This is a genomic window from Hymenobacter fodinae, assembly GCF_004745825.1.
GTDB classification, from domain to species: Bacteria; Bacteroidota; Bacteroidia; order Cytophagales; family Hymenobacteraceae; genus Hymenobacter; species Hymenobacter fodinae.
On sequence record NZ_SRLA01000003.1, the window covers coordinates 772,715 to 785,437 of the forward strand.

Sequence of the window (12,723 nt, forward strand, 5' to 3'; positions counted from 1 at the left end):
CAACCTACCTAATTTTCTACGTATTTACCACACCTCCAAGCTGGGCAGCTAGGCTACGGGCAGCTGAATAGTGACCATGGTACCATGACCCGGCCGCGAACGAAGCTGAAACTGCCCATTTAGAAGCTCTACCCGACTCCGGATACTGCTTAACCCCATACCCTTTACCTCACGCGTTTGCTCCGTATCGAAGCCAACGCCATCGTCCTCTACGCTCAGGAGTAAGTGGTCGTCTTCCTTTTCCAGGTAGATAAAGACTTCTGCGGCGCGGGCGTGCTTCATAGTGTTGTTGAGCAGCTCTTGCACAATGCGGTACACGGCTATCTGCAGGGTTTTGGGCAAGTTGCGCGGGATGCGGGACTGAAGCCGGATGGGGGGCCGCGGAATCCGTTTGATTAGCTCCTTCATGGCCGTTTCCAGTCCAAAATCTTCCAGCACGCCGGGCGTTAGCTCAAAGGAAATTCCGCGCGTAGCCCGAATGGCTTCGTCGAGCAGGCTAAAGGCCGGGCTGGTGCGCGGCAGCTCGGCGGTGTGCTCTAGGTGCAGCTTAATGGCGTAGAGCAACTGGCCTACGCCGTTGTGCAGGGCCTCCGCTATGTGGCGGCGCTCCTCTTCCTGGGCCGTTATAATGGCCTCCAGCACGGCTTTTTGCTGCTGCAGCTTCAGCCGGGTAGTTTCGGTCAGCAGCTCCTCCCGTTCCGTCACGTCGCGCATAATGAGCAGGGCTCCAATATTTTCTTCGCGGCGGGTAAGGGGCACCAAGTAGAGGTCGAAGTAGCCGCCCATGGGGGTCATGTCCTTCATGGCCAAACGCGTGACGGGCTCCCCGGTTAGGGACTGCGCAATAAGCTCCCGAAACTCGGGGTGAGCGTGGCCTAGCGGCGTTTCCCAGATGTAGTGGCCTAGCGCCTGGGCTGGGGCTACCCCGGTTTGCAGGGTGGCGGTACGGTTCCAGGCGGTTACGTAGCCGCGTTGGTCGAGGGCGGCAATAGCGTCTACGCTGCTATCGAGCAGGCGTTCGGTAAACTCCTTCTCGGAGCGCAACTGGGCTTTCATCTGCTCCGAGCTGGTTACGTCGAGGGCGAAGAGAATAGCCTGCTGCTTTTGCTCATCAAAGAAGCCATAGTTCTGGTAGTACAGGTTTTCACCGTGGAAGTTGCCCGTAGTGATAAAGCTCACGCTCTGCCCCTCTAATAGGGGGCGCATCTGTTTGGCCGCATCGGGGTACACCTCCACGATGGGCTTCCCATCCAATTCATTATCCGCCACGTTCATGCGGCGCAGGCCGTGGCCTAGCAACTCCAGCACCTCGCCCTGGGGCGTAAACCGACCCAGTACCACAGGCGTATTGCTGAGGATGTGCTCCAGCAGCCGGTTTTTGTAGTTCAGCTCTTCCTGCTCCAGGCGCCGGGTGGTTACGTCGCGGATGAGGCCGGTGAGGCGGCGGGGCTCGCCGGGCAATACCTGCCCGGTGGCCACCACGTAGCGAATGCTGCCATCGGGCCACACTACGCGGTGCTCTAGCTCAAACGGCTGGTGCTCCCGCACGGCCTTCTCTAGTATAGCCGTAGCCCGGCCCAGGTCTTCGGGATGAATGGCGTTAACCAACCGGGTAAAGGGCACGGGGTTGGCGTCGAAGGCATGACCAATGATCTGCTGAGCCCGCTGGTCCCAGTAGAGCTCATCTGAGGAAAGGTCCCAAGCCCACACTCCCATCCGGGAGCCTTCCAGTGCCAGGCGGAGCCGTTCTTCACTGGCTGCTAAGCGCTGCTCATCGCGCTTACGGGCGGTAATGTCGCGCCAGGTTACGTGCATAATGGTGCTACCGTCTACTACCAGCGGGGTCACCACCACCTCCAGCCACAGGCCCTCGCCGTTTAGCCGGTACCGCCACCACTCAAACCGATGGTTGCCCCGCCGAATGGCCTCGGCCATGTGCTGCTGAATAAGGTCGGTGGAGCGCTTCCCATTGGGCTGCAACTCGGGCGTCAGCTCCTGAATTTTTTTCCCGAGCAGCTGCCGTTTGTCTACGGCGCCAATCAGGCGCAGGGCGGCATCGTTGCAGTCGATGTACTCCTCATTTCGCACCAGCAGCATGGCGTCGGCGCTTTGCTCAAACAACGTCCGGAAGCGTAGTTCACTGGCGCGTAAAGCCTCGTTGGTCTGGTGCTCGTGGGTGGTATCAAGTACAGCTAGGCGGCAGAGCTGCTCCCCTAGGCCATCGGTAAAGGCGAGCCCTTCCAGGCGCACGTACAGGAGCGTGCCATCGTCGCGGCGCAGCTCAAGGGAGCATGACAGGCGCTGCTCCTGCTGCAGCACCCGCGCCAGAAAGTCGGCAAACTGGCCGCGCTGCTCCTGGGTTACGAATAAGCCAAAGCGGCGGCCCAGCAGCTCGCGCCGCAACAGGCCTAGCAGCTGGCTTATGTAGAGGTTGAGCTGCCTGATTTCGCCGTTGCCGGAAAGGGTGCAGTACCCCACGGGGGCAAACTCGTACAGGTCGGCGTACTGGCTGCGCATGGCTTCGCTCTCAGCTTGGGCCCGCTGCAACTCCTCGTACTGCATTTCTAGCTCAATCTGATGAATCCGGAGCTCCTGCACTAGCCGAAGTACTTCCTCCGGAGTCTTCTCATCCGCGCTTTGCGAAACCAACCGTTTTCGCTCGGCCTGAGAACGTAACTTCTGGAGAGAGTTGTCTGAACTGGCGGCATCGTGATTGGGGGAGGGTGAATCGGCATCCATGCGCTATATCCTTTCTAAACTATGCCAACTGAGGGCGCCGTGCAGGGCAGCTCACCAGTATGCTACGCACTAGCACTCCGCTAGTTGCTACTCCACTACAGCATTTCTACACTAAGTAAAATTCGGTCGGTCTTGCTGCCCTGGCTGGATATGCGGCGCCCATATAGCCGCACGCGGCGGTGGCCTATCTCCGGGAAATCGGCTTCCAGCTCCACATTTTCAAATTCGCGGGCCTCGTTGTTGAGGAGCTTCAGCAGGCGGCGGTGCAGATCGGGCTGACTCCAGGCGCCCCCGCTCAGCGTATTTATCGACTCCCCTTTTACCGCCTCCGTGTTTATTCGGAAGAAGGTGGCAAACGCTTTACTCATTGTAAGCACCCGCAAGTCGCGGTCGAGGGCCAGCAGGGGCTCACGCACCGTTTCAATAATGCTCTCGGCCAAGCGGGTACTCTCCTGCAGCTCCTGCTCCAGGCGCTTCATACCGGTTACCTCCGTGAAGGTGATAACCGCTCCGCTGATGTAGTTATCGAGGGTGCGGTAGGGCAAAATGCGCATCACGTACCACTCGCCGTTTTTCGTCTGTATGCTCGATTCCAGCGTGATAAGGCGGTCGAGTACCAGTTGCACATCGTCGACCAGCGTAGAGTGCTGCAGGTTGTTGGCGAAGTGCAAGATGGGGCGTCCCACATCCGAAGGCAGCAGGTTGATGATGCGCGAAACGGGAGGCGTGAAGCGCTTAACCACCATGCTATTATCCAGGAAGATAATGGCCAGCTCGGTAGAGTCCAGCAGGTTCTTCATGTCGTTGGCGGCCTGCGAGAGCTCATCCGTCTTGCTCAGGTACTGCATGTTCAAGGTCATCAGCTCCTCGTTGAGGCTCTGCATTTCTTCCTTGTTGGTCATGGCTTCCTCGTTGGTGCTCTGCAGCTCCTCGTTGGTGCTCTTGAGCTCCTCCACGCTGCTTTCCATTTCCTCAATGGTAGTTTGCAAGCGCGACTTGGTGTACTTCAGCTCCTTTTCTAGGGCTACCAACGCGGCGTCGCGGCCATCGGGCTCCAGCTCCGGCGCTTTTTTGCGGCGTTGGCTGCGCTTAGGTTGGGGCAGGTTCTCGAACACCACCAATAGCAGCCCCGCAAGCGCGTCGGGCTCCGAGAGGTACTTTACAGTCAGGCGAATCAGCTCGTAGCCGGCTTCCGTTTTCAGGCGCACTTCCTCCAGCACCGCATCCTGGCGGGTTTGCATAGCCCGGTGCGCAGCCCCACTAATCTCGTAGTTCAACTCCTCACGGGCCATGTCGAAGAGGTTCATGCCGCTAAGGCCGGGAGCGGGCTCCAGGTACTTGCCGGTGCGCCCGTTCACAAACAGAATTTCGCCCTTGCCGTTGATTACAACGGCGGGCGGAGCATAATAGCGCAGAAGCACCTTTTGCACTAGCGTGGCAAAAGCTTCCCCTTCGCGGCGGGGACTAGAAGCATTCATAATTCCTACGGGATGCGCTGGCGCGGCGGGGTGGCGAGCAAGGGAAAAGGGGAAATTCGCCAGCCGGCTCAGGGAAGCCGGTGACTCCGAGCGCCGGGAGATTTTCCACTTTATATCAAGGGGGGTAAACAGATCCTGGAAGCCTGTTACATTTTCAGAAGGGCCCAGGAACAGTAGCCCGCCGGGGTTAAGTGCGTAATGAAAAATGGGCAGCAGGTTGCGCTGCAAATCGCTGGAAAGATAGATGAGCAGGTTGCGGCAGCAGAGCAAATCCAGCTTAGTGAAGGGGGCGTCTTTGCTCAGGTTGTGGAGGGCAAACACCACTATGTCGCGCACTTCCTTCCGAATTTGGTAGCCGACATCTACCTTATGAAAGAAGCGCCGCAGCCGCTCGGGGCTTACGTCGCCCGCAATATTTTCTGGGTAGTGGCCTAGCCGGGCGTAGTCAATGCCTTCGGGGTTGATATCGGTGGCGAAGATCTGCACTTTGAGGTACTTGCGCGGATCTATCTGGTCGAGACACTCCAGAATCAGCATGGCCAGGGAGTAGGCCTCTTCGCCGGTAGAAGCGCCCGGCGCCCACACACGGATGGTGCTCTCGGCAGGCTTTTTTTCCAGGAGCGGTATTAGCTGCGTTTGCAGGCTCTTGTAGGCCTCCGAGTCGCGGAAGAACTTGGTTACGCCAATCAGCAGCTCCTTAAACAGCAGCTCTACTTCCTTCGGATGCTCCTGCAGGTACCGCACGTAGTGGGTAAACTCCTTGATCTGGTGGGAGTTCATCCGCCGCTCAATCCGCCGGAACAGCGTGTTGCGCTTGTAATAGGTAAAGTCGTGCCCGGTTTGGCTCCGGATGAGCATAAAGATTTTCTGGAGGGCGTGGGCTGGCTTGCTTTTCGATTCTGGGGCCAGCTCCCGCGGCGGACGCGTGAGCAGGGGGCGCTCAATGTACTCTAGCAGCTTAGCTGGCATATCCTCGGGCGGCAGCACAAAATCCACAAATTCAGTGGCCAAGGCCGAGCGGGGCATGGAGTCGAACAGAGCCGTTTCGGGCTGCTGCACCATGACCATTCCGAAGTTTTCTACCACCATCTTTAAGCCAATAGTGCCATCGGAGCCCAGCCCCGACAGAATAACGCAGACGGCCCGGTCGTGCGCATCTTTGGCTAAGCTCTGGAAAAAGAAGTCGATGGGCAGGCGACGGGCCTGGGGCTGGGTAGGGGCAAACAGCAGCAGCGTGCTGTGCAACAGACTAATGTCGTAGTTGGGCGGAATTACATATACGTGGTCGGGACGCACCCGCAGGCCGTCGGTGGCTTGCAGTACGGGCAGCGACGTGAAGCCTTGCAGCACCTGTACTAGCTCGCTCTGCTGGGGCCCCAAGTGAGTTACCACAACAAATGCAGCGCCGGTTTGGGCAGGCAAGTGCGTAAAAAACAGCTCCAGCGCTTCCAACGAGCCCGCCGAACCACCAAGCCCAACAATAGGAAATTTTTCAGTTGGAGGCTTTGGGCTGAATACCGTGAGTTCTTCAGTTACCATAAGGCCAGCGACGGCGGCAGTAGCCGCAGCTGACGTAGGTTGCTCTTCTAGCACAGGCAAAAGGGTATAAAGTCGGGAGCGGCGGCTATCCTCTAGAGAAAAGAGGAAAGTAGCGAGTACAAGAACAGGAGAATTAGGCAGCAAAACCGCTACAGCCGAGCTCCAGGGCACATTCTGAGGCTAAAGCTACGTAAAACAATTGGGGGTGCCGGGCCGGCGCGGCAGTAAGAGGAAGTAATCTGTCTTTCATATGCGCCGTTTGTACGTCTTTCCGTATAGCCAGTATTTACGGGTTCAGGCATGGCCTAGGCCACCTGACTGCGGCGGTCTACAGCCCACTCTGCACTCTTCCTCTCCTGTCTGTGAATTTTCCTTCCTACGTCATCGTCATCGGTACTTCTGCCGGCGGTATGCCTGCCCTTACTGAGTTGGTAAGTCAGCTGCCCGCGTCTATTCCTGCGGCCATACTCGTCGTACAACATCTCGCGCCCGAGTCGTCGGGGGAGGCGCTGGTGAATCGGCTGGCTCACCATTCGCAGTTGAAATGCCAGCTGGCCACCGATCAAACATTCATTGAACCTGGGCACCTATACCTGGCCCCCCCCGACCGCCACATGCTGCTGCGCGAGAATCGGCTATTGATTACCAAGGGGCCGCGGGAAAATGGCTACCGGCCCGCCGCCGACACCTTGTTTCGCTCGGCGGCCGTCAGCTTTGGCTCCAATGTCATTGGCGTGGTCCTGACTGGTCTGCTGCACGATGGCACAGCCGGCCTGGAGTTTATCAAGCGTTGCGGCGGTACCGCCGTAGTACAGGCCCCCTACGATGCTGAATACCCCAGCATGCCCGAAAGCGCCCTGCGCAACGTGGACATTGACTACACTGTGCCGCTTGCGCACATGGGCGGGTTGCTGGTAGAGCTTACGAACAACCAGTTACCGCCTCAGGAACTAGCGGCAATACCGAAAGATCTTCAAACTGAAGCCGCTATTGCGGAACGGGTCGTGGGAACAATAAACGAAGTACAGGAAATTGGTCACCAAGTGGCCATAACCTGCTCAGACTGCGGAGGCACGCTCTGGCAGCTTAACCAAGGAAATGTGCTGCGCTTTCGGTGCCACACCGGCCATGCCTTTACGGCGGAGGCACTGCTTGACGCAGAACAAAGCTCCTTGGAAGAAACCTTGTGGGTAGCCATCCGCATGATGGAGGAGCGCAAGATTCTGCTGACTAGCATGGCGTCGCGCGGCAGCGGCAGCTGGGGTGTGCAGCAGGAAGAACGGGCAGAAGAGCTCAAGCACCACATCAACCGCCTGCGCGAATTTCTGCTCAATGGTTCGTCAAATACGTCAGCTAAACAAGCAAGTACGGAGTAACGCCGACGAGTATCATAAGTACGCAGAAGCTGGTCCGTATTAGCCGCTAAGGTCATCCGTAAAAGGTACCAAATACCCGATAAACAAGGGTATTTGCCAGACAAACAGCAACTCAAAGCGGGTGAAGCGCCGTTGAAGAGGCAGAGTTTCATTCACCACTTCAACCTGCTTACCATGGCCCAAGCATCAAAAAACCAGAACGCCTCCACCAAAGGCCAGACCACCAACGGTCAGACCAGCAACACCAGCAAGCGCGGTTTCGCCAGCATGGACCCCGAGTTGCAGCGCCGGATTGCCAGTGAAGGCGGCCGGGCCTCGCACCAGAGTGGCCGCGGACACCGCTTCACTTCAGAAGAAGCTCGCGCTGCCGGCCGCAAAGGTGGCCAGGCTAGCCGCAACACCAACACCAACAACAACGCCCAGGCCCGCTAAGCACCGCCCGCAGTTGTGCCGGACATGGCCCCGGCAGAAGTTCAGTTCTCCCTTAGGCCATCTGACAACCATAAAGGCCCCGGGTACGCCGGGGCCTTTGTTGGCTATTCGTTCTCCTCACTGCCTTCTGTCATGTCTAGCATTCGTTTTTCCCTGCACAAAAGTCCCGATGACAATTTTCAACACTTGATTTTGCTTGTGCGGCAGCGCCCCCTGATGCACTGGGTGTTGCCGGCCGTAGCCGGGCGGGGCCTGAGTGCTTCGCTGGAGCGCGGCCTACTGCTGGAAGCGCCCGAGGTGAGTACGCCCTCTGCGTGTATTGCGCAGGGCCGCTGCCAACTGGCCTACGACCCAGCCCCCAGCACCTGCGCTAGCCTACGCGCAGCCCTGGCCAAGGGCCGCTTGCTTATTACCCTTTCGGGGAGTGATGTACAGGGTACGTATTCCCTGATTCGGCTTCATGCCACCAGCCCCGCCTGGTTACTCAGCCCGGCTACCTATGTACCCGGCAAACGCACGCTGGCTGGTGCCACTGGTCTAGGCTCGTTGGCCCCCAGCTTTCGCGCTCAAACGGCTGGCCTAGCCTAACCGGCTGCTGACTTACTGCCCCCCGCTTCTCCCCTCCCCCTATTGCCCACCCACGCTCTGGTTTCCCGAGCACCTACCCGCCCCACCTTTCCCAGCCAACGCACTCAGCTTCTTGCTTACTATTTAACACGGCCCCACCTGAGCTACACGTTCGGGTGGGGCCGTGGGCGTTAACGGCAGTGACACAAAAGGTGGCCTAGGCCACTATGGGCTAGGTAAGCAAGCCTTGGCGCACGGCGTAGCTGATTAGGGCCGCCGTGTTTTTGGCCTGGGTTTTCTCAATGATGTTCTGGCGGTGGGTTTCAATAGTGCGCTTGCTGGTAAAGAGCTTTTCGGCTATTTCCGCATTGGTCAGGCCCTCGGCAATAAGCTGCAACACCTCCGTTTCGCGTTTCGATAAGCCATCGGTTTTCTTGGCCGTGGCCGTTACGTCGGGCGTGGGGGTCTGCATCAGCTTCTGCAGAAACTTCATTCCCAGCTCTGAGCACAGAAACTGCCGGCCGCTGGCTACCGTCCGGATGGCGTACACGATTTCGAGCCGGCCCGCATTCTTGAGCACGTAGCCCAGCGCCCCGGCCTCAAACATGCGGTTGATGTATTCCTCATGATCAAGCATAGACAGGGCCAGCACCCGCACCTCCGAATATTCCTCGTGGAGCCGACGGGTAGCCTCCATCCCGTCCATCACGGGCATGTTCATATCCATCAGCACAACGTCGGCCGGGGTGGTGGTGAGCAGCGCTAATAACTCCTCACCGTTGCTGGCCTCCCCTACCACGGCAATATCATCTTGGTTGGAAAGCAAGGCGCGGATACCATCCCGAATAATGGTGTGGTCATCAACAAGAATAATCCTAATCATGAGAGCGGGGAAAATGGGCCTGGGCTATCTTACGCACAAGACAGGCCATCTTCTTTAAATGTTCGGTGTAAAGCCTAAAAACGGTATTTTCCCCCCTGATCTTTCCGTATTAATACGCACCTACTGGTACACTTCCCCGCGGGCAGGATCTACTGACTTTCACTCAATTTCTTGGCCAGGGGCAGAGGCACTCCGGCACTGGTAAGCATGCCACTCACGAGGCCCTGCCGCCAGAGCGAAAACACGGAAAAGCGCCGCTCCCGGGCAGAAACTATTGGGCCGGGTTTCACTGGCTGACCCGGCTTGCGGGGGTTGTTATCGCGCAGGAAAATTCCGTTGACCAGGGAGGTTTCAATGCGCTTCAGGAAGCCGGGGCGCTCCTGCTGGTTCAGGAGCTGTAGCTTCAGGTCGGAGTAGCGGGCCCACATGGTACCACGGACGGCGGCCCGGTTTAGCTGCATGGCAAACCTGATCTGCTCCACAGTACCACTCTTAATGGCTATGCCGCGTGTGGGCACAATCATGGGGTTGAGGATGGCCAGGGGTGTTTGCTGAAACGTGCCCTGCAGAGTGTGGGCCCCCGAGCGGTCGAGGAGATTAGCCCGCAGGGCAAGCGTGGCATAGCAGCGGTTACTGAGCCAACCACTCGCTGAGCCAACCAAAGGTGAGCCCGGCCCCATGCGCTTGGGGTTGTTTGACACATTGCGCAGCGTAATGGCCAGCCGATTAATAGACAAGGTACCCGGCACCGGGTCGCGGGGGGCACGGTAAGTCATTTGTATGGTACCGTGCTGAAAACGCACTACCCGTACATCAAACTGAAACGGCACCTGGCCTAGCGCCTCCGGTGTCACTACTGATATGGATGGGTTGATGGGAAAACGCCCATCGCTGTTAGTGTAGAGCTGGGCACTAGGAACCGTGATGCTAGTTACTTGCACTACTCGGTTATACTGAGCCGCTCGGTAGTCGACGCCCGCCATCCGGAGTTCGGGTATCTGCAGCTTGAGATGCGCCGCCTGGTGCCCTTTGCTGCGCGCCAATGCTACTACCGACAGGGTTGGCACTACCCGTAGGCCAGTAAGGCGCAGCGTGCCAGGGCGTGTATCGGCCTGGAGCTGCTGCCACGACAGGTTGTAATACGGCGCGTCGAGGTTGAGCGTGGCGCGCCCCGTCCGGACCGACCACGCCTGGGCGTAGTAGATGGCCGTGCGGGTGGTTTGGCGGGGCAGCACCTGAATGTTGGTAGCCCAGGCCCGCACATTGGCGGCCACGGGAGCCTGCTCTATGCCCGCTACGCGCAACGCTCCGCCCACTACCTCCAGGTGCTTAAGGCGGCACTCGCGCAGGTAAGGAGCCAAGAGCACGTGCAAGGAAGGCGGCTTTACGGTGGGCACCGTGAGAGCCAGCCGGGGCGCAGTAATTCGCAGGATGTCGGCTCGGAAGTGCTGGCGGGTCAGTTGGGCGGCCCGTACGCCCGTCAGCTGCAGCCGCGGCAGCACCAGGCTGATGCGGGCCGTTTTGCCACGTTGGTTGTTGATGGGCTGGGTAGGGTGCACCACCACCGAGTCGAGGGTGAGCAACTGCTGCGCTGAGGTAAACGCGCCCCGCACCAGCTTCACCTTATGGCCCGGCACCTGCACGGCCAAGCCCCGCACCTGTCCTGCTACGGCCGCCGCATACCCCACGCGCTGCGAGTCGGCGGCCCCGGCAGCACTGATCCATATATCCTGAGCCGAGAGTTGCCCCTGCCCTAGTTGCACCATGGGCTGCGGGCCGGGCCCGTAAGCCCCTCGCACTTGGCGCAACCAGAACTGGCCTACGCGCACTCCCGCCACCGGCAACTGCTCATGCAGCTTACTTCCTTGCTTGGTTTTGGGAAGAGATGCCAGTTGCAGGGCTACCGAATCAATGGCTATTCTATCAATGGGCACTACCCCGCGCCGCAGCAGAGCAAGTAGCCCCACCCCCGCCACCTCCACCCGCCCCACTGCCAGGCGCACGCGCGGTAGCCGGGCCGAGTCGGGGGTGCTGCTGGTGGTAGTGCGTAGCCACACGTGGCCAAGCGTGAGGGAGCGGCTGCGCAAGCTGGTGTGCAGGTGCCCGATGCGCAGCTGGTAGCGGCCGTGGCTGGCCGTGGTTACTTGCTGCTCCAGCTTGCGCCGCAGCCAGGGGTCGAGCTGCTGCAGAGCTAGGCCTACTGCTAGGCCTAGCAGCAATAGCACGGCCAGCACCCACCTGCCCCAATGCACGTTGCGGGGTGGCGGTGAGGATGTAGCAGGCTCAGAGGAAACAGCAGTTGGGAACACGGGAAAGCATTAGGTCCCTCTTACGCAAACCCCCTTGCTTCGACTATATATCCGGAGTAAAGAGGCAGCAGACCAGAAAAACTCATTTATTTGTCGGCCCTACCGGTGGGCGTTTCTTTCTTTTATACCTGCGTCGCCCGTTTTTCCAACCTGATGGGTTCGTTTCCAGTTAACCAGCTATGCTTGCTATAACTTCTCTGCTTAACCCGCAAAGTGCGGCCCGCATCAACCGGATTATCAAGAGCCTGGAAACGGAGTTTGGCCTGGACGATGTGCAGGCGACGCCCGATCCGCACCTTACCTACCAGCTGGCCGGGGTCCGCAAGCTGTCCTCACTGAAACAGGTGTTGCGCGATGTGGCCCGTCATACCAAGCCGTTCACGGCCCACACCACTGGCCTAGGCGTGTTTCCGGGCCCCAACCCGGTTATCTACATCCCGGTGTTGCGCTCCGACGCCCTGAACCACTTGCACCACCGCATCCGGACGGCCACGGCCCCCCTGTGCCTGCGCACCGATAAGTTCAGTGGCCCCGACTGCTGGCTCCCGCATATTTCGCTGGCCCTGCACGATACCACTCCTGAGCTGCTAGGTCCCGTGCTGCAGTACCTCAACCAGCAGACGTTTAACATGCAACTGCTCATTAACAACATTGCCATTCTGCGTCAGCAAGGCGAGCTGTTTGTACAGGAGAAGTGCTTTTCCTTTGAAGGCCACAAGCACGAAACCTCTCCCGACCTGTTTGGCCAACTGGCCTAGGCCACTCGGAGAAGGCGTACCGGAATTTTGCGGCGTACTGTACCGCATTTTAGCTTGCACCCCCGACCTTTACCGCTTCTAACCCATTCCATTCTTGTATGAACGCATACACTCTTGTTCTGGCCCTGCACTCCTGGACGCGCTGGCTCGTGTTGATTTTCGGACTTATTGCCCTGTTTCGGGCGTTTTCGGGCTGGCAAGGCCGCAGGCAGTGGGCCGGCGCCGATAATGGAATGGGCGCTGCGTTTGTTGGCTCTATGCACCTGCAGCTGCTGCTAGGCCTCATCCTGTACTTTGGCCTGAGCCCCTACGGCGTAAAGGCTTTTGAAACGGCCGGTGGTGCCGTGATGAAGGATGCAGGCAGCCGGTTTTTTGCCGTTGAGCACTTAGTAGGAATGATTCTGGCCGTGGTAGCCGCTCAGGTGGGCCGCACGCTCTCCAAAAAAGCCACCGACCCCGTGCTTAAGCACAAGAAAGCCTTCACGTGGTTCCTGATTGCCCTGGTGCTGGTGCTGCTCATGATTCCGTGGGGCATCTGGAATCCGGCCCGCCCGGCGTTCCGCCTCTAGAGTTTCTACAACAAAAAAGCCGCCTCCCACTACCGGGAGGCGGCTTTTTTGTGGCCCTTAGGTTGCGCGTTGC

9 protein-coding genes are annotated in these 12,723 nt (G+C 58.9%); 5 read left to right on the forward strand and 4 right to left on the reverse strand.

Translation table 11 applies throughout. From position 1 onward, the window contains the following. Positions 1–48 precede the first annotated feature (48 nt). Both EU556_RS17100 and EU556_RS17105 read right to left on the reverse strand, forming a co-directional pair. The gene (locus EU556_RS17100; RefSeq protein WP_135435329.1) at positions 49–2,739 is read right to left on the reverse strand and encodes a sensor histidine kinase; all 2,691 of its coding nucleotides are present in this window, start codon (positions 2,737–2,739) and stop codon (positions 49–51) included. 95 nt (positions 2,740–2,834) lie between these two features. After that, entirely contained in the window at positions 2,835–5,756 is a 2,922-nt protein-coding gene (locus EU556_RS17105) for a CheR family methyltransferase (RefSeq protein ID WP_135435330.1), read from the reverse strand. A 362-nt stretch (positions 5,757–6,118) separates the two neighbouring features. Between EU556_RS17105 and EU556_RS17110 the strand changes: the two genes are divergently transcribed. The 3 genes from EU556_RS17110 to EU556_RS17120 all read left to right on the forward strand — a co-directional run bounded on the left by EU556_RS17110 (position 6,119) and on the right by EU556_RS17120 (position 8,152). Then, complete coding sequence (locus EU556_RS17110) at positions 6,119–7,132, forward strand: chemotaxis protein CheB (RefSeq protein WP_210116316.1); 1,014 nt, start codon at positions 6,119–6,121, stop codon at positions 7,130–7,132. A gap of 174 nt (positions 7,133–7,306) precedes the next feature. After that, positions 7,307–7,564: a KGG domain-containing protein gene (locus EU556_RS17115; protein WP_135435331.1), complete on the forward strand. Its 258-nt coding sequence runs from the start codon at positions 7,307–7,309 to the stop codon at positions 7,562–7,564. 132 nt (positions 7,565–7,696) lie between these two features. Next, positions 7,697–8,152, forward strand: coding sequence for a hypothetical protein (locus tag EU556_RS17120; RefSeq protein WP_135435332.1), 456 nt, complete (start codon positions 7,697–7,699; stop codon positions 8,150–8,152). A gap of 211 nt (positions 8,153–8,363) precedes the next feature. Here EU556_RS17120 and EU556_RS17125 read toward each other — a convergent pair whose 3' ends face one another. Together EU556_RS17125 and EU556_RS17130 are read right to left on the reverse strand one after the other, a co-directional pair. Then, positions 8,364–9,014: a response regulator gene (locus EU556_RS17125; RefSeq protein ID WP_135435333.1), complete on the reverse strand. Its 651-nt coding sequence runs from the start codon at positions 9,012–9,014 to the stop codon at positions 8,364–8,366. A 149-nt stretch (positions 9,015–9,163) separates the two neighbouring features. Beyond that, a complete protein-coding gene (locus EU556_RS17130) occupies positions 9,164–11,323 on the reverse strand; it encodes a DUF748 domain-containing protein (RefSeq protein WP_135435334.1) in 2,160 nt (719 codons plus the stop codon). Between the two features lie 179 nt (positions 11,324–11,502). Between EU556_RS17130 and EU556_RS17135 the strand changes: the two genes are divergently transcribed. Continuing rightward, positions 11,503–12,081, forward strand: a complete 579-nt coding sequence (locus EU556_RS17135; RefSeq protein ID WP_135435335.1) for a 2'-5' RNA ligase family protein — start codon at positions 11,503–11,505, stop codon at positions 12,079–12,081. A 98-nt stretch (positions 12,082–12,179) separates the two neighbouring features. Continuing rightward, on the forward strand, positions 12,180–12,650 hold the full coding sequence (locus EU556_RS17140) for a hypothetical protein (RefSeq protein ID WP_135435336.1): 471 nt from the start codon (positions 12,180–12,182) through the stop codon (positions 12,648–12,650). Positions 12,651–12,723: the final 73 nt, after the last annotated feature.